At 33.0% G+C, this 18,000-nt stretch carries 14 protein-coding genes; 7 read left to right on the top strand and 7 right to left on the bottom strand.

All coding sequences use genetic code 11. The annotated features are described in order from the left end of the window. Positions 1-2: 2 nt before the first annotated feature. Positions 3-1,478 carry a T9SS type A sorting domain-containing protein gene (locus AAFN75_RS13150; protein WP_411806753.1) on the bottom strand — a complete coding sequence of 492 codons (1,476 nt, stop codon included), beginning with the start codon at positions 1,476-1,478 and terminating at the stop codon, positions 3-5. 180 nt (positions 1,479-1,658) lie between these two features. Here AAFN75_RS13150 and AAFN75_RS13145 point away from each other — a divergent pair, with 180 nt between their 5' ends. From AAFN75_RS13145 to AAFN75_RS13135, 3 genes are all read left to right on the top strand, one after another. Next, on the top strand, positions 1,659-2,147 hold the full coding sequence (locus AAFN75_RS13145) for an acetyl-CoA carboxylase biotin carboxyl carrier protein subunit (RefSeq protein ID WP_411806752.1): 489 nt from the start codon (positions 1,659-1,661) through the stop codon (positions 2,145-2,147). 115 nt (positions 2,148-2,262) lie between these two features. Next, positions 2,263-3,705, top strand: a complete 1,443-nt coding sequence (accC, locus tag AAFN75_RS13140) for an acetyl-CoA carboxylase biotin carboxylase subunit (RefSeq protein ID WP_411806751.1) — start codon at positions 2,263-2,265, stop codon at positions 3,703-3,705. Between the two features lie 61 nt (positions 3,706-3,766). Continuing rightward, positions 3,767-5,317: an acyl-CoA carboxylase subunit beta gene (locus tag AAFN75_RS13135; protein WP_411806750.1), complete on the top strand. Its 1,551-nt coding sequence runs from the start codon at positions 3,767-3,769 to the stop codon at positions 5,315-5,317. Between the two features lie 273 nt (positions 5,318-5,590). Here the strand turns inward: AAFN75_RS13135 and AAFN75_RS13130 are convergent, their stop codons facing one another. From AAFN75_RS13130 to AAFN75_RS13120, 3 genes are all read right to left on the bottom strand, one after another. Further along, on the bottom strand, positions 5,591-7,204 hold the full coding sequence (locus tag AAFN75_RS13130) for a helix-turn-helix transcriptional regulator (protein ID WP_411806749.1): 1,614 nt from the start codon (positions 7,202-7,204) through the stop codon (positions 5,591-5,593). 89 nt (positions 7,205-7,293) lie between these two features. Beyond that, positions 7,294-7,932, bottom strand: coding sequence for an acyloxyacyl hydrolase (locus tag AAFN75_RS13125; protein WP_411806748.1), 639 nt, complete (start codon positions 7,930-7,932; stop codon positions 7,294-7,296). A gap of 7 nt (positions 7,933-7,939) precedes the next feature. After that, entirely contained in the window at positions 7,940-8,554 is a 615-nt protein-coding gene (locus AAFN75_RS13120) for a DEAD/DEAH box helicase (RefSeq protein ID WP_411806747.1), read from the bottom strand. Positions 8,555-8,740: 186 nt separating this feature from the next. On the opposite strand from AAFN75_RS13120, the gene AAFN75_RS13115 reads away from it, so the two are divergent. Then, positions 8,741-9,946 carry a multidrug effflux MFS transporter gene (locus AAFN75_RS13115; RefSeq protein WP_411806746.1) on the top strand — a complete coding sequence of 402 codons (1,206 nt, stop codon included), beginning with the start codon at positions 8,741-8,743 and terminating at the stop codon, positions 9,944-9,946. On the opposite strand, the gene AAFN75_RS13110 is transcribed toward AAFN75_RS13115, so the two are convergent. Further along, positions 9,943-10,470, bottom strand: coding sequence for a DinB family protein (locus AAFN75_RS13110; protein WP_411806745.1), 528 nt, complete (start codon positions 10,468-10,470; stop codon positions 9,943-9,945). The genes AAFN75_RS13115 and AAFN75_RS13110 overlap by 4 nt on opposite strands. Positions 10,471-10,475: 5 nt before the next feature. Next, positions 10,476-12,248 (bottom strand): ABC transporter ATP-binding protein, encoded by a 1,773-nt coding sequence (locus tag AAFN75_RS13105; protein ID WP_411806744.1) that lies wholly within the window; start codon positions 12,246-12,248, stop codon positions 10,476-10,478. A gap of 423 nt (positions 12,249-12,671) precedes the next feature. On the opposite strand from AAFN75_RS13105, the gene AAFN75_RS13100 reads away from it, so the two are divergent. Genes AAFN75_RS13100 through AAFN75_RS13090 form a run of 3 tightly spaced genes read left to right on the top strand, consistent with a single transcriptional unit; the run spans position 12,672 to position 15,872 of the window. Further along, complete coding sequence (locus AAFN75_RS13100; protein ID WP_411806743.1) at positions 12,672-13,286, top strand: fumarylacetoacetate hydrolase family protein; 615 nt, start codon at positions 12,672-12,674, stop codon at positions 13,284-13,286. A gap of 10 nt (positions 13,287-13,296) precedes the next feature. Continuing rightward, positions 13,297-15,213: a DUF294 nucleotidyltransferase-like domain-containing protein gene (locus tag AAFN75_RS13095; RefSeq protein ID WP_411806742.1), complete on the top strand. Its 1,917-nt coding sequence runs from the start codon at positions 13,297-13,299 to the stop codon at positions 15,211-15,213. Beyond that, positions 15,210-15,872: a PolC-type DNA polymerase III gene (locus AAFN75_RS13090; protein WP_411806741.1), complete on the top strand. Its 663-nt coding sequence runs from the start codon at positions 15,210-15,212 to the stop codon at positions 15,870-15,872. Before AAFN75_RS13095 ends, AAFN75_RS13090 begins: the two co-directional genes overlap by 4 nt. An 85-nt stretch (positions 15,873-15,957) precedes the next feature. Here the strand turns inward: AAFN75_RS13090 and acs are convergent, their stop codons facing one another. Further along, positions 15,958-17,865: an acetate--CoA ligase gene (gene acs, locus AAFN75_RS13085; RefSeq protein ID WP_411806740.1), complete on the bottom strand. Its 1,908-nt coding sequence runs from the start codon at positions 17,863-17,865 to the stop codon at positions 15,958-15,960. Positions 17,866-18,000: the final 135 nt, after the last annotated feature.

Raw genomic sequence — 18,000 nt, 5'->3', positions numbered from 1 at the left:
CCTTACTTTTTAATAAACTTTACTGTTTTAATAGTATTTCCGGTAGTAAACGTGGCGAAATATAAGCCGTTTGCTATAAAACTAATATCCACTTGCTTGTCGTTTAAGAAACGGATTTTATAAATCATTTTACCAGAAACATCCTTAATACTAAAGTCTATATCTTGATTTAAAGATGATGCTAAATGCAATGTATTACCTGCTGGATTTGGATATAAACTTATGTTTTCATTTTCAACTGAAATGCTAGTACTAGATAACGTATAACTAGCTAATTCGGCAACATAGGTGTCTACCGAGGCGCCATCAATAGAGCCACTCCAATCGCTTGCAAATAATAATCGTGTTCCTGTTGGGCTAATAGTTACATGAGGTTCTCCAGCATAACTAAAAGGAGATTCATCACTTCTATGATGCGCTACTCTAAAAACATCGGCATCCGTTTCGTTAACCTTAGCCACAAATAGTTCTTGATCTAAAAGTTTAACGCCATCACGTTCAAAACCTAAACAAGAAACTGCAACCCACCCATCTTCTAAATTTTTATGTGCCAATGCCGAAATGTGAGTTCCCGACTTAGGATAATCATAATCGGTATAACTAGTTACAGCAAAACAATTACCAGTAGTGGCATTGTGCGCCACTAAAGTACCTTGGCAACCGCCATATCTTCCTTCCTCAAAATTAACATTGTAATAAGCATCATCTCCATTGCCTAATTTACCCAAGCATGAATGCTGAATACCATTAACATTTAAATCTCTAACAAATTGACCACTAACGTCGTAAACCGCACCTCTATGAAAAAATAAGTTGCCACTAGGAAACGGCATTGGCGCTGTATATTCAATATTCGAAATATTAAATTGCGTTAAACTTTGGGTAGAAATCCTGTAATAATACGCAGCATCATTACCACATCTAAAAGCAAATACATCATTATCCCACGACATCATTTGTATATCATTACCGCCTGTTAATCCATTTGCAGGAGGACAACCACTTAACGTTCTAATATTTACAAGTATCGTTTTTACTTGTGTTTGCACGTTATAGCTAATTAAATCGTCATTATTCCCATCCATATAAAAGAACACATTAGGGTCTGTAAACGACCAGAAAATGGTTTCAATATCATCGGGAAATACTTCAGTTAAATTTCTAATAAATGTATAATCGGTACCATTTAAAAGTTGATGCACACCGCCTCCATAAACAATTAACAAACTCTCATCGGCATTCCAAGCCTGTATAGTGCTATACATAGGTTTTACGTAATTCCCTACAGTGGCTTGAGTAATGCGTCGTATTTGAGTGCTAGTAAAAGACGGATCGGTTACAGCTTCCAAATAGTCTGGTTTGTCCAACTCTTGCATGGGGTGTTGCGCCAAATCATTGGCTATATAGCCTTGTCCTAAATTTTGAGAAAAGCCTTGAAATACAGTAAAACAAAGTAGTAAAAGCGTAATTTTTTTCACGGAGACACCTCTTGTAGTTATTTAATATTTACGGTTTAAGTTGAAATTTAGATTGTTTTACTTTCTTTTTTTTAAGAAAGCTAAATCAGATTCCAAAAACCAAAGACTTTTTCTTACTTAAATATTTTCTATTTTATACTTATATTTACTAGAATTAATATCAGTTCTTATTACAAACGCATGGATAAAAGTTATAAAGTAAAAGTTAATAACACATTTGATTTCAATATTTCTGATGATGAACTTTCTAATCTAGACGTGCATCAAACTTCAGAAAACAGCTATCATATTTTACAAAATAATAAATCTGTTAAGGCAGTAATAACAGAAGCCGATTTTAGTAATAAAACCTACCAAGTAAGCATAAGAAATCATAGTTATAAGGTTAGCATTTCTAATAAATTAGATATGTTAATAAAAGATATGGGGCTTTCTGCTAAAACAGCAAAACAAATAGATTTTATTAAAGCTCCTATGCCTGGTTTAATATTAGAACTGCATGTTGAAGCTGGACAAGAAGTTAAAGAAAATGACACCCTATTTATACTTGAAGCTATGAAAATGGAAAATAGTATTAGCTCACCTAGATCGGGGATTATAAAATCTATTTCTGTTAAAAATGGTGATGCTGTTGAAAAAAATCAACATTTAATTGAATTCGAAAATTAAAAAACATCGCGATTACAAGGATTTTAGAATGCATATATAAAGTTCTTATAATTTATTATTTGTGATAAAAAAATAAGATTTCTTCCCCCGAGGGAATGACAAAAAATATTTATTAATGAAAAAAATACTAGTTGCAAACCGTGGTGAAATAGCCATAAGAGTAATGAAAACGGCTCAGAAAATGGGTATAAAAACGGTTGCTGTATTTTCTACTGCCGACCGTAATGCACCCCATGTAAAATTTGCCGATGAGGCTGTTTGTATTGGCCAACCGCCTTCTAATCAATCGTATTTAAAAGGGGATAAAATTATTGAAGTAGCCAAACAATTAGATGTCGATGCTATACATCCTGGATATGGTTTTTTGAGTGAAAATGCCGCTTTCGCTGAATTGTGCGAAACTAATAACATCATTTTTATTGGTCCGAAATCAAAAGCCATAAAAATAATGGGAAGTAAACTTGCTGCTAAAGATGCAGTAAAGGCATACAATATTCCTATGGTTCCGGGTATTGATAAAGCAATTACCGATGTAAAAAAAGCAAAAAATATAGCAAAAACTATTGGCTTTCCTATTTTAATAAAAGCATCAGCTGGTGGTGGTGGAAAAGGTATGCGCGTAGTTGAAAAAGAAAGCGAATTAGAATCGCAAATGAAACGTGCCATAAGTGAAGCCACTTCTGCCTTTGGTGATGGCTCTGTGTTTCTTGAAAAATATGTTAGTTCGCCAAGGCATATCGAAATTCAAGTTATGGCAGATAGCCACGGTAACGTCTTACATTTTTTTGAGCGTGAGTGCAGTATCCAGCGTCGCCATCAAAAAGTAGTAGAAGAAGCGCCTTCTTGTGTTTTATCGTCTCAATTACGAGACAAAATGGGAGAAGCAGCTATAAAAGTTGCTAAAGCTTGCGATTATTTAGGTGCTGGAACGGTAGAATTCTTATTGGACTCCGACCATAATTTCTACTTTTTAGAAATGAATACACGTTTGCAAGTAGAACATCCAGTTACCGAGTTAATTACTGGTGTTGATCTGGTTGAGTTACAAATTAAAGTAGCCCGTGGCGAAGCGCTTAAAATAAAACAAAACGACTTAAAAATTAATGGACACGCCTTAGAATTGCGTGTTTATGCTGAAGATTCTCTTAATAATTTTTTACCAAGCGTTGGACATTTGGATGTTTATAAAATACCAGAAGGCAAAGGTATTCGTGTAGATAACGGTTTTGAAGAAGGTATGGATATTCCTATTTACTATGATCCTATGCTTGCTAAATTAATCACCTTTTCTAAAACGCGTGAAGAAGCCATTCAACTCATGATTAAAGCCATTGAAAATTATCACGTTAAAGGTATAGAAACTACCCTACCCTTTGGTAAATATGTATGTGAACATGAGGCGTTTCGTTCTGGAAATTTCGACACCCATTTTGTAAAAAACTACTATTCACCTGAAGCTTTAAAAGCTGAAACAGAAAATGAAGCTAAAATAGCAGCTTTAATAGCTGTTAAACAATATATTGAAGATCAGAAGTTATTGCGATTACCTATAAAGTAAGTAGTAAGCAAAAACATAAAACCCATTTAACTTTGCGCCTTTGCGCCTTTGCTAAAAAAATATGGATTCGAGACAAGACAAAATAGACAACCTCAATAAACATAAAGCACTCTCAGAATTAGGAGGTGGAAAAAAGCGTATAGATAAACAGCACGCTAATAAAAAACTAACGGCTAGAGAACGTATTAATTTTTTATTAGACGAAGGTTCTTTTGAAGAAATTGGCGCTTTAGTAACACATAGAACTACCGATTTTGGCATGCAAAACCAAATATATTATGGCGATGGTGTGATTACTGGCTACGGCACTATAAATGGCAGATTGGTGTATACTTATGCGCAAGATTTTACGGTTTTTGGCGGTTCTCTTTCTGAAACTCATGCCGAAAAAATATGCAAAATTATGGATATGGCCGTAAAGGTGGGCGCACCAATTATAGGTCTTAACGATTCTGGAGGCGCGCGTATTCAAGAAGGTGTGCGATCGCTTGGTGGATATGCCGATATATTTTTTAGAAACGTACAGGCATCCGGTGTTATTCCGCAAATATCGGCAATTATGGGACCTTGTGCTGGCGGAGCAGTTTACTCACCTGCAATAACCGATTTTACCATTATGGTAGAAAACACAAGCTATATGTTTGTAACCGGACCAAATGTTGTAAAAACAGTAACAAATGAAGAAGTTACCAGCGAGGAGCTTGGTGGTGCTGAAACACACGCTACAAAATCGGGAGTAGCACATAAAACTTCAGAAAATGATATTGCCTGTCTTGAAGATGTAAAACAATTACTAAGCTATTTACCTCAAAACAATACAGAAACTGCTAATAAGCTAGATTTTAAACTAGAGGATGAAATTCGAGATGTTTTATCTGATATAGTCCCTGAAAGTTCCAACAAACCGTATGATATGCGAGAGGTGATTTCTGGAATTATAGATAAAGATTCATTTTACGAAATTCATAAAAATTACGCCGAAAGTATTATTGTCGGATTTGCACGATTAGGCGGTCGTAGTATTGGTATTATCGCTAATCAACCTATGGCCTACGCAGGCGTTTTAGGTGTTAATAGCTCAAGAAAAGCGGCTCGTTTTACACGTACTTGCGATTGTTTTAACATACCATTACTCGTTTTAGTTGATGTTCCAGGTTTTTTACCTGGAACCGACCAAGAATGGAATGGCATCATAATTCATGGCGCAAAACTTTTATATGCGCTTAGTGAAGCAACAGTGCCAAGAGTAACCGTTATTACCAGAAAAGCTTATGGTGGTGCTTATGATGTTATGAACTCTAAACACATTGGTGCAGATTATAACTACGCATGGCCCGGAGCAGAAATTGCTGTAATGGGTGCAAAAGGTGCAAGTGAAATTATTTTTAGAAAAGAAATCGCAGCAGCAGAGAGCCCTGAAGAAAAATTAGCCGAAAAAGAAGCTGAGTATGCCGAAACATTTGCTAATCCTTATAAAGCAGCGCAACGTGGTTTTATTGACGAAATTATACTGCCAAAAAATACAAGACGTAAACTATTAAAAACTTTTGCTATGCTAGAAGATAAAAAAGTTGAGATACCTAAACGTAAGCATGGTAATATTCCTTTATAAAAAAAGAAGCCTAATAAATTAGGCTCCTTTGTTTCACTTCAATATTAAGATCTACAATTAAAATCTTAATAAATCTCAATTTTTATTCTTGTCTAATAATTAAAACTATTTTGAAACACAACCAACCCAGTATTTCAAACTAAATCTTTAATTAACAATTAAACAAGAAATTGAATTAATAATAGCAATCCAAATATCTTAAATTTCTATAAAATGGAGCAATAAATAACTACTCAATTATTACTCATTTTCACAAAAAACAAGTAAAAACACTTAATTTGTAGTATTTAAACTTAATGTATCAGAAAATGTGCGCTCCAGAAACTCAAGTAAAGTTTCTTCCTCATTATTAAATTCTATTTTTTTAGAAACTCTATAACGTCTACTTTCAACAGATCTAATTGTTGTATTAAAAAAAACAGCAATCTCTTTATTAGAAAATCCCATTAGTAAATAATAACAAATTATTGTTTCCGTTTTTTTAAGCTGTGGATAGTCGGTTTCAATTTTTTTAAAAAACTCAATGTTGAATTCATTAACCAATTCCAAATGGTTACCCGTTTTATCTAATAAAGTGGAAGAGTTAATATGCAAATTTCTATATAATTCTTTTATTTTATCTTTTTGAAACTCTACACCTTCCGTAATCGAAATTTGTTTTATCTCTTGTTTTAAATTTTTAATATAAGTCTCTAATCCATAAACCTTTGTGGTAAGCTGATCATTATTAGACTTTAAATAAGATAAATTATTATTGGCATCTAAATTATTAACAAGTAATTTCTTTTTCTGCTTTTTGTAAATTACAAAGCAAAAAATACTAAAAGCTAGTAATACAGCTACAGAGACTCCGCCTAAAACACTGCTTACTATTTCATTTGAATCTCCCTTTTCTACTACATCCGAATCTTCTAATAAAAAGGAATCATTTATTTCTATACTACCCTCAATAGTTTTTTTATATAAATGGCTTTGAAATGAAAGCAAGGAATCGGTATAAACTAAAGAGATCTCAACTTCACCTAGATGTTTATAAAATTCTGAAGAAAGCCTGTAGTAATCCTTTAAAACATCTACGGCTAAATAATCTGTCACTTTGGATGTTTCCTCTAAATAAAAACGCGTGGAATCTAATTGTTTATCCTTGAAAAAATTATCAGCAAAACTACTATTTATAGCGCCTTTAAAAGCATAGTAATTTAACTTAATAACCTTTGGTTTTCCTTCTAGCGCTTTAAATTCCTTGAAATATTTGTGAGCGTGATTGAAATCCTCCATCCAAATATAATTTGAAGTAATCATGTACAAGGCAAACATCTGGTAGTAGGGATCCTCGCTAACTGCTTTATATGTATCTAATTTAGATAGTAAAAAGCGATTACTTTCCTCATGTTCCCCATCAAGATACTTTGCATAGGCCTCTACCTGTTCAACCTCAAATATACCATACTTCTTATCGCAATTTTTGTAAAAATCTCGTGCTTTATCCAAGTAAGGATAAGCCATAGAATGCTTATCCATAAAATATAAGTTAGAAAACATACTCACGCAAACCTCGCCAGCAATACAGTACTCCTTCTCTATTTCTCCAAATTTAATAGCCAAATTAACGCATTGGTAGTACTCTGCAAACTCATTAAAATCGTCATGAATAATCGCCTTTAATGAATAATATTCGGCCACTCTACCAGAAATATAATTTTCTACAGGTTTAGGGATATCTTCGAGAAAGCTAAGTGCTTTTTCTGTATTATCATCAAGATAAAAGTCGGCAGAATCAACTAAACGATAAAACCCTTTTTCTGACTGACCATAACTAAATAAAGCGTTCGCAAAAACAATAAGGCTAATGCTTAATAATTTGAGAGAGAGACTAGTTTTTGGCATGTATATAACTACAGTTTTATATAAATATAAAAAAAGATATGTAAAAATACACAAATTGTAATAAATCGGTAAAATATTACAAAATAATCTTAAAAATTATACAAAATAGACACTTCAGAATTGGTCGTATTATGTCCGCCATTGGGCTGTTTCATTTCTAGGTTTGATGTATGCCTAACCGAGTATTTAAAATCAAATCTTAACTTATCAATATCGTAAGACATCCCTAAACCAAAAATATCAGAAAATGCAAAACCTTTTGCTAAGCGTTCGGTCGCTTTATCGGCTACCATTGGCCCTAAACTACCAATTGCATAGGTACTTACACCACTATATATTTTATATCTAGCTATAATACCGCAGTTTAAAACATATTCTCTTATAGTTCTTTTTTGAGCATACAGCTCCCTTAATTCCTGATAATTATCAGCATCATTTGGCTTTATATACTGTTTATTTAAAAGTTGGTGTTCTACAACATTAAAACTAGGTTCTAAATTAATTTCGAAAGCCCATTTTTTCTTGTCTTTAAACCTGTAATTAATCTGAATTTTATAAAAATCTACGTCATGGGTATAATCGTCGGCATTAAAAGGATATTTATTTTGAGACCCTGTACCGTATGTAAATCCAAACATTACATCCTCTTTTTTAATTTGGGTAAATCCTAAAAAAGAACACAGCATGAACAGAGCCATAAGACCATGTATCTTATTTTTTTGCTTCATTGAAATTTTATTTAGAAATAATAACTTGTGCGTTATACATAAATGAATCTTGCCAACGCTCGAATCGCGTATCAAATTTAGTTGAAAACACTAAGTATTGACATTTACCAATACTTTCTGGTGTTCGTGCAATTTCTCCTAAATTGTTGTTTTGAAACAAAAATTCGGCATCTTCAATAATAAACATTTGTATTTTATTCAAGTTTATTCCGTTTAGATAATACAGTTTATTTAAACGTTTAGGAGTTGCAATAACAATGTCTACACCATCATAAATTTCGTTACGCTGATCGTCAATGTTTTTTTGATCGTAAGCACAATAAACCCTCAAATCTGTTCCTCTTAAATATCCATTAAATTCTAATTCTAAATTTAAAGCTGCTTGTTTGTCTTTTACAAAAATTAAAGCTCTAGGTGCATCTTCAAACGCTTCTCCTTTTAATTTCTGAATAACACTAAGCACGATACTTGTTGTTTTTCCTGAGCCTAGTGGTGCAATGCAAAACAAGCTTGCCCCTCCTTTAATTTTCGGTAAAATAGATTTTTGAAAAGGTAAAGGACTATTAAAACCCTTAGTTTCTAAGGCTTCTTTTAAAGGTTGAATAAGTTTTTTAAAGGACATATAAGGCATAAATAAAATAGAAATGCAAATATAGTGCTAATTAACTCCTCCCAAAACCGTTTGAAAAAATAACATCTTTGAAAACCTGTTTAAATCAATTTAACATCTCTTTTTTAACAATGTTAATTTTGTATTAATAGAAGCGTTTAGACTATTAAAAGGTTAAAATTCTACTATTTTTGCAAAATGAAGAAACCCCAAAATTTCAAGTTTGAATTTGTTGCGTTAATGGCGTCATTAATGTCTATTGTAGCACTAGCCATAGATGCATTGCTGCCCGCAATACCGCAAATTGGAGCTGCTTTAGGCGTTACCAACCCTGAAGACAACCAACTGCTAATTACCATGATATTTTTGGGAATAGGTTTTGGTCAATTAATATTGGGACCACTATCTGATAGCTTTGGAAGAAAACCTCTGGTTTATGTTGGTTTCGTAATATTTTTTATTGCGAGTTTTATATGTGTTTCAACTAAAGATTTTGAATGGATGATTATAGGAAGAACCTTGCAAGGTTTTGGGCTATCTACTGCACGAACTATAAGTATTTCTATGGTTCGAGACGAATTTCAAGGGGATTATATGGCAAAAATCATTTCAATAATTGTTATGTTTTTTCTTTTAGTTCCCGTAATAGCACCAACTTTAGGACAACTTTTAATTCATTTTTTTAACTGGGAGTCCATCTTTTATTTTAATTTAATTTTCGGCCTACTTATAGTCATTTGGTTTTGGATAAGGCAACCAGAAACCCTTGCTAAAGAGAAGCGTATCAAGTTTTCATCAAACTTATACGTTAACGGAACAAAAGAGTTTTTTAAAAATAAAGAAGCCATTGCTTTTACATTAATTTCAGGGTTTATTACTGGGTCGTTTATGGTGTATTTAAGCACGTCTCAGCAAATATTTCAAGAGCAATACAACCTAGCAGAAATGTTTCCTTATATTTTTGCGAGTTTGGCCATTTCTATTGGTGTTTCTACGTTTTTAAATAGTCAGTTAGTTGTAAAATATGGCATGACTAGGCTTGCTTATTATGCATGTATAGCGTACACATTAATTTCGGTGTTGTACGTTATTTTATTTTGGTCTGGAATTAACCCTAGTATTTATATTTTATTAAGCTTTTTTGCTATGCAGTTTTTTGCTGTAGGTTTCCTTTTTGGAAATTTAAGAGCTTTAGCTATGCAACCTTTAGGACATATTGCTGGTATTGGTGCTGCTATTAATGGTTTTTTGTCTACTGTTTTAGCTGTACCCATAGCCAATTATATAGGTAGCTTTGTAGAGACTTCGGTGCTGCCTTTATTTATTGGGTTTTCGGTTTTCGGATTGCTTTCTTTAACCGTTTTTCTTGTGATTAAAAGCAAATTGAACTTTGTTAACGCCTAAGCGCTTTTAAAATAACGTTCCTTTATAATATTAATATGATGGATTTCATGACCTAGTGTTATGAACGCTGCAGCTCTAGCAGACATGGCACTCCCACTCGCCGTACCTATTACTTCTAAATCTTGCGAACTTAAACTTTTAACGAGCACTATAAAGTTTTGTCGCACCACTTGATATTCCTCAATTAAACTTGCTATCGATTTTTTATTGGCTCCAGATGGTAAAATGTAATCGTTCTGCTCGTAGCCTGCCAACGGAGTTTTATCATGCCTTGCCATCCTAAAACAGCGATACATAAAAACACGTTCGTTATCTATTATATGCTGAAAAACCTCTTTAATACTCCATTTATCTTTGGCATAACGATACTCTAATTTATCATGAGGAATAGATTTGAAGAAATTCTCAACCTGAGTTTTTGCCTCAATAAAGCCTTCTAGCAAGGTGATATCATCTGAAACTTTCGCTATATAAGTTTCATAAAACGGATTATACTCGTTAGTTGTTAAATCTGTTACTTTCATCTGTTTTATATTTTTGCTTGATAGGTATACAAATCGAAATACCTGCCATTAAGTTTTATCAATTCGTCATGCGTTCCTCTTTCCACAATACGACCGGCTTCGATAACTAAAATTTGGTCTGCTTTTCTAATAGTGCTTAAGCGGTGAGCAATAACAATTGTAGTTCTATCTTTAACCAATTCATTTAAACTTTTCTGAATTAAAGCTTCACTTTCAGTATCTAAATTTGAAGTCGCTTCATCTAAAATAACAATCTTAGGGTTTGCTAAAATTGCTCTTGCTATAGCTAAACGCTGACGCTGTCCTCCAGAAAGTTTAACACCTCTTTCTCCAATTAAGGTTTCTAATCCATCTTCAAAACGATCTGTAAATTCATTTACATAGGCTGCTTTTACTGCATTTTGTAATTCTTCTTCGGTAGCACTTGGTCTAGGAAACATAATATTTTGCCTAATTGTACCTTCAAATAAAAATTCATCTTGCAATACCACACCTAAATATTTACGGTAGCTATTCAGTTTTACCTTCGATAAATCCTGATTATCAATAGTGACTTGCCCCGAGTTTGGATTTAAGAATGTAGCCGATAACCCTGCAATAGTAGATTTCCCTGAGCCTGAACTCCCTACCAATGCCGTAACGGAACCTGCAGGAGCTTTAAAACTAATATTATGAAGCACTTCTTTATCTGCTTCATAAGCAAAAGACACATCGTTAAACTCAACATCGCCTTTTAAAGCTTCAAGCTGGATGGTTCTATTTACATTATCTTCTTCAGCAGTCATATTCATTAGCTCTTCCGTTCTATCTAATCCTGCTAAAGCCTCTGTTAACTGACTTCCTATATTACTCATTTGGACAATAGGTGCAATCATAAAACCAAGTATTAATGTGAAGAATAAAAATTCACCTGTAGTCATTTCTCCTAGAATCATATAATAACCACCAATACCCATAATTCCTGTGGTAGCAACACCAATTAAAAAGGTTGAAGAACTCGTCATAAAAGCCGTAGCCGTTAAACTCTTTTTTACATTTTGATATAATTTATCTACACCTTTTTCAAATACAATATTTTCTTGCTCTTCCGCATTAAATGCTTTTATAACTCGCACTCCTGCTAAAGTTTCGGTAAGTCTACCTTTTACTTCGGCATTTATTTTACCACGCTTTCTAAAAATAGGACGAATATATTTAAAAGCTTTTAGTGCAATAAAACCAAAAATAGAAAGCGGAACAAACACAAAAAGTGTCATCCAAGGGTTTAATCTAATTAAAATAATTAATGAGATTATAGCTGTAAACGAACCACCAACTAATTGTACCAAACCAGTTCCTATTAAATTACGAACACCTTCAACATCACTCATAATACGCGATACCAAAGCTCCAGACTTTGTATTATCGAAAAAACTAATGGGTAATGACAATACCTTTTTCTGTACTTGAGCACGAAGTTCGCTTATTAAATATTGGGCTTGTACACTTAATATTCTTGTTAATGCGAACGATGTTGTAGCTTGAACCGTTATGGCAGTTAAAACAATTCCAATTAAGGTATAAATTTGAGACACATCCTTACTTGGCACAACTTCATCAAGTAACACTTTACTTTGCCAAGGCAATATCAAACCCGCTAAACTTCGTATTACAATTAAAATTAAACCTATAAAAACCAACTTTCGCCTTGGCCAAATAATCGTTTTAAAGGCTTGCGCCATGGTTACTTTAGGTTTGGATTTATCTTGATTTTTTGAAGATTCTTTAAGGTGTTGCATAACTATTTTAAAATAATATAGATTACAAAATTACGCATTAAAGATTGATAATATAAAAGATCTTAAAATTAAAAAACCACTCGGAATGAGTGGCTTTTTAATACATTATAATTAGGATAATTAACTATGTTCTACTTGACTTTTTTACAAGTTTAGCTGCTTTTTTTTCTTTAGCCGTTAAAACTGCTTCTTTTTTAACATTCTTTTTTGCATCTTTAGATTTCGCCATAATATTATATTTTTTTATAAAGCTACGTTTTAGAAACTAATATCTACCTTATTTTATTCATTTTAAATTACTTAAATCATTTTAGTTTCGCAAAACATATTGCAGCAAGGCTATTTGCATGCTAAAATGAACTTTATATAAATTATAATAGACTAATTATTACATTTACAATAAAATTATAAAACAACTAGACAATGAAAATAATTGGCATTGGTAAAAACTACGTAAACGATAAGAGTGAAATTGCTGCCCCTAAAACAGGCGATCAAGTTATTTTTTTAAAAGCAGAAAGCACTTTAGTTACAGACAATAAAAACATTCCTTTTCCTAAAATTACTAACCAACTAAATTATGAAGTGGAATTAGTTGCTAAAATTGGGAAATCTGGTAAAGATATTGCAGAAAGTGATGCGGCATCTTATATAAACGAGATTGGTATTGGAATTGATTATACGGCCAAAGATGTTCTAAATGCAACTAGAACTAACAAAGGCCCATGGGCATTAGCCAAAGGATTTGATGGAGCATCTCCTGTTAATGGTTTTAAATTAATTTCCAATTTTTCAGATATTAACGACATTAACTTTAGTTTAATGATTAACGGAAAGGAAGTACAGGCAGGAAACACGAGTAATATGATTTATAATTTTGCTGAAATTATAGCGTTTGTTTCTAAATACATGACTTTAGAACCTGGCGATTTAATTTTTACAGGAACACCGGCAAGTGGTGCTGGACAAAACTTTGTAGGCGACCATCTACAAGCTTCTATAGAAGGTGAATTGCTTCTAGATTTTAAACTAATTTAGAATTAGTTTTATGAAAAACTCAATTGCAGAACGGGTTGGTGAATTTTTAAAACGCTATCCTCCATTTAATTTGATTAATACGGCCAGCCTATTGCTAATAGCAGAACAGGTTAATATTATTTATTTGGAAAAAGGAGATACTATTTTTAAAAATGGAGATATTAACCACGATTGCTTTTATGTAGTTAGAGATGGTGCCATAAGTTTATATTATAAAAATGGAGACGTAAATGAAATTACAAACATCCATGATACGGGCGATTTATTTGGTTTACGAGCTTTAATTGCAAAAACGCCATACCACCTTAACGCCACTGCAAACGAAGAATCTATAATTTATGCCATTCCAATTTCTATTTTTCAGTCGGTAACAGATAAAAGTGTTAATATTCAAAAGTATTTAATTACCGCTTTTGCTTCAAATGATTACACACCTTACACCTCTGAACAAGCAGGTAAAATATTTGTAGATTATATTCCCAGCAACTCTCAAGATGTTGTAAGTTTTCAAACCGCAAATTACACTAAAGCGCCCATTACTTGCAGTACATCGTCCACCTTAAAAAGTGCAGCAAAAAAAATGTGTACGCATAAAATAGGTTGTATAATTGTTATTGATTCTAATAAAAAGCCAGTTGGTATTATTACCAATAGCGATATAAAAAACAAAATTGCAACAGGCCTTTTCCCTATTGAAACTAAAGTAACTCAAATAATGAGTTCTCCTGTAATTACAGCAAAAAAAGACTTAACAGTAGCCGACGGTCAATTACAAATGATAAAAAATAGTATAGGGCATTTATGTATTACCAAAGATGGCACTGTAAACTCTAAATTAATAGGTGTATTAACGCACCACGATGTTTTAACCACTTTGGGTAACAACCCTACTGTAATTTTAAAGGATATAAAAAGAGCCAAACGGACTAAAAAACTTCGTGCTGCTAGACATAAAGCCAATGGTTTATTAAAAAGCTATTTAGATCAAAACATTCCCTTATCACATATTATTAAATTGATTTCTCAAATTAATGATGCGGTAACTATAAGAGCCATTGAATTGGCTGTTTTAAAAATGGCTACACCTCCACCAGTTTCTTTTACATGGTTAACCTTAGGAAGTCAAGGTAGGCGGGAACAATTACTATTTACAGATCAAGACAATGCCTTGATTTTTGAAAATGTTTCTAAAAAAGACTATTCTGAAACTAAAGATTATTTTTTAGAACTTTCAAAGCTCGTTAATAAAACACTCAATAAAGTCGGTTTTGAGTATTGCGAAGCTGATATGATGGCTAGTAACCCAGAGTGGTGCAAATCGCTTTCAGAATGGCAAGACCAATTTCAAACTTGGATTTTAAATCCAGATGAAAAGGCCATATTACTATCGTCTGTGTTTTTTGATTACAATGCTGTATATGGCAATAGCAATCTCACAGATAAGGTTACAGACACCATCTTTAAAACCTTAAATAAGGCCTCACTGTTTTATAAATTTCTAGGTAGAGATGCTGTAAAAAGTCCATCACCTCTTGGTTTTTTTAAACAATTTTTAATCGAGCAAAACGGTGAACAAAAAGAGCTTTTCAATATAAAAAGCAGAGCCATTATGCCTTTAGTTGATGCGGCTAGACTACTCATTTTAAACAAGCAAATAAAAGGTGTTAACAACACCTACGAGCGTTTTGAAAAGTTAGCAGAATTAGAACCTGAAAACTCAGAGTTATACGAATCTTGCTCGTATGCTTTTAAGGCGCTTTCTAAATTTAAAACCAAACAAGGATTATTAAATGGTAATTCCGGAAAATTTATAAACCTTAAAACTTTAACTAAAGAGGAAAAATTAAAACTAAGACGATGCTTTAAGCCTATACACGAAATTCAAGAAGTATTAATAAATAGATTTGATTTAAAAAACTTTATATGATTAGTTGGTTTAAAAAGCATAAAAAAGATTATCCAGATTTTTGGTTGGCTTATCTTGATCGTTTTAAAAACGAGAAGAAAACACCAATTGGCGAAACACGTTTTGTTGCTTTTGATACGGAAACTACTGGATTCGACAGGAAAAAAGACAGAATACTATCAATTGGAGCTGTTGCTTTTGTAAATAAAACAATTCCGGTAAATCAAAGTCTTGAATTATATTTAGAACAAGACATTTTTAACCCAGACACGGTTAAAATTCATGAAATCATGAAATCTAGTGATTTTGAGAAAATAACGGAATTAGAAGCCATAAAAGTGTTTTTAGATTATATAAAAAATGCCATTTTAGTAGCGCACCATGCGAATTTTGATAAAACCATGATGAATGAAATGCTCTCTAGACATGGCTTAGGAAAATTAAAAAATAAATTTATTGATACCGGCGTATTATTTAACAAATCGAAACACAAAATATATCAAGAAAGCTTAAAAAAACATTACTTTTTGGATGATTTGTGTGAAGAATTAAATGTACCTAAAGTAGATAGACACACGGCTAATGGTGATGCCCTTATTACAGCAATTGTGTTTTTGAAAATCTTATCGCGTTTGGATAAGCGCAAAAATTTAAAATGGGGCTATTTATTGGGTAAATAGACTTGAATATTGACTTTTAATAAAACTAAACTTAATTTTCATGTTAAGATGAAAACCAAGTTTAGTATAGTTTTATTTATAGAAATTAAAGCACATTATCTATAATTTCCTGAACAATTTCTGGATTTAATAATGTACTAGTATCCCCTAAATTACCGGTATCTTTCTGCGCAATTTTACGTAAAATACGTCTCATAATTTTACCAGATCGGGTTTTTGGCAATCCACTAGTAAATTGAATTTTATCTAGTTTAGCTATTGGACCTATACTTTCCGTTATAATTTGATTTATTTCCTTTCTTAAATTATTTTGATCTCGACTTTCGCCTGTATCTTTCAGAGTTACATAACCGTATAAAGCACTTCCTTTAACATCGTGCGGAAAGCCAACAATGGCAGATTCTGCTACGGCTGGATGCTCGTTTACGGCATCTTCAATTGGTGCAGTGCCTAAATTATGTCCTGAAACAATAATAACATCATCTACTCTACCCGTAATTCTGTAATATCCTACTTCATCGCGAAGTGCACCATCGCCAGTAAAATACTTGTTTTCATAGGCTGAAAAATAGGTCTCTTTATAACGTTGATGATTTCCCCAAATGGTTCTAGCCATGGATGGCCAAGGGAACTTAATACATAATCGACCATCTACTTGATTGCCTTTAAGTTCATCGCCGTTTTCGTCCATTAAAGCTGGCTGAATACCTATAAACGGTAACGTAGCATAAGTTGGTTTAGTAGGTGTTGAATACGGAATTGGAGAAATCATAATACCTCCTGTTTCGGTTTGCCACCAAGTATCTACAATAGGGCTATTTCTTTTACCAACATTATCGTTATACCAATGCCATGCCTCTTCATTTATTGGTTCGCCCACCGAACCTAAAACTTTAAGAGATGATAAATCGTATTTTTCAACTAACTCTGCCCCTTGTTTTGCTAAGGCGCGAATTGCTGTTGGTGCGGTGTAAAACTGATTGACTTTATGCTTTTGAATAATATCCCAAAAACGACCAAAATCAGGATAACTTGGTACGCCTTCAAACATTACTGAAGTGGCTCCATTTACTAACGGGCCATATACAATATAACTGTGTCCGGTAATCCAACCAATATCGGCAGTACACCAATACACATCGTTTTCGCGGTATTGAAATACGTTTTTAAAGGTATATGCGGTGTAAACCATATATCCAGCGGTGGTATGCACCATGCCTTTTGGTTTACCTGTTGATCCCGATGTGTATAAAATAAACAAAGGATCTTCGGCATTCATAATTTCTGCTTCGCAATGCTCGGATGTACTATCTAAAAGTGGTTGCAACCATTGGTCGCGACCAGAAACCATATTTATATCTGAGTTAATTCGTTTTGCAACTAAAACGTTTTTAACTCCTGGACAGCTCTCCAAAGCTTCGTCTACTATACCTTTTAAATCGATTGTTTTTGCACCTCGGTAAGACCCATCGCTGGTTAATACCATTTTACAATCGCTATCATTTATACGAGTTGATAATGCTGTGGAAGAAAACCCTGCAAAAACGACCGAGTGTATGGCTCCTATTCTTGCACATGCTAAAACGGATACGGCTAATTCGGGAATCATAGGTAAATAGATGCACACACGATCGCCTTTTTTGATGCCTTGCGCTTTTAAAACATTAGCAAATTTATTGACACGTTTATGTAATTCGTTATAAGTGATATGTTGCGCTGCTTCCTTTGGATCGTTAGGTTCAAATAAAATAGCTGTTTTTTCGCCTCTAGTGGCCAAATGCCTATCTAAACAGTTTTCTGTAATATTTAATTGAGCGCCTTCAAACCATTTTACTTCTGGCTTGGAAAAATCCCAACTTAATACATTATCCCATTTTTTTCGCCATAGAAAATGTTCTTCTGCTATTTCCTCCCAAAAACCTTCTGGGTTTCTCACCGATTTTCTATAAACTTGATAATACTCTTCTAAATGTTTTATGTGATAATTACTCATGAATTTTAGTTTAGATATTTGATGAAAAATATGTGTCTTCTAAATTAATAAATTAATGGAGATTAGGACTGTTTTGTTGAGGCGGATTATTATAAAATATTGTTAAGAAACTTACCATAGCAAACTAGCCCGCGT

Source organism: Algibacter sp. AS12 (assembly GCF_046736315.1).
Lineage (GTDB): Bacteria > Bacteroidota > Bacteroidia > Flavobacteriales > Flavobacteriaceae > Algibacter_B > Algibacter_B amylolyticus.
The sequence above is the reverse complement of the archived record's forward strand: the minus strand, read 5'-3'. Positions and strand labels throughout refer to the sequence as shown.

Bases quoted from the DNA above. Each gene is read 5' to 3' on its own strand.
- AAFN75_RS13145 (WP_411806752.1), top strand. From the start codon at position 1,659: ATGGATAAAAGTTATAAAGTAAAAGTTAATAACACATTTGATTTCAAT.
- accC (WP_411806751.1), top strand. From the start codon at position 2,263: ATGAAAAAAATACTAGTTGCAAACCGTGGTGAAATAGCCATAAGAGTA.
- AAFN75_RS13135 (WP_411806750.1), top strand. From the start codon at position 3,767: ATGGATTCGAGACAAGACAAAATAGACAACCTCAATAAACATAAAGCA.
- AAFN75_RS13130 (WP_411806749.1), bottom strand. From the start codon at position 7,204: ATGCCAAAAACTAGTCTCTCTCTCAAATTATTAAGCATTAGCCTTATT.
- AAFN75_RS13125 (WP_411806748.1), bottom strand. From the start codon at position 7,932: ATGAAGCAAAAAAATAAGATACATGGTCTTATGGCTCTGTTCATGCTG.
- AAFN75_RS13120 (WP_411806747.1), bottom strand. From the start codon at position 8,554: ATGTCCTTTAAAAAACTTATTCAACCTTTAAAAGAAGCCTTAGAAACT.
- AAFN75_RS13115 (WP_411806746.1), top strand. From the start codon at position 8,741: ATGAAGAAACCCCAAAATTTCAAGTTTGAATTTGTTGCGTTAATGGCG.
- AAFN75_RS13110 (WP_411806745.1), bottom strand. From the start codon at position 10,470: ATGAAAGTAACAGATTTAACAACTAACGAGTATAATCCGTTTTATGAA.
- AAFN75_RS13105 (WP_411806744.1), bottom strand. From the start codon at position 12,248: ATGCAACACCTTAAAGAATCTTCAAAAAATCAAGATAAATCCAAACCT.
- AAFN75_RS13100 (WP_411806743.1), top strand. From the start codon at position 12,672: ATGAAAATAATTGGCATTGGTAAAAACTACGTAAACGATAAGAGTGAA.
- AAFN75_RS13095 (WP_411806742.1), top strand. From the start codon at position 13,297: ATGAAAAACTCAATTGCAGAACGGGTTGGTGAATTTTTAAAACGCTAT.
- AAFN75_RS13090 (WP_411806741.1), top strand. From the start codon at position 15,210: ATGATTAGTTGGTTTAAAAAGCATAAAAAAGATTATCCAGATTTTTGG.
- acs (WP_411806740.1), bottom strand. From the start codon at position 17,865: ATGAGTAATTATCACATAAAACATTTAGAAGAGTATTATCAAGTTTAT.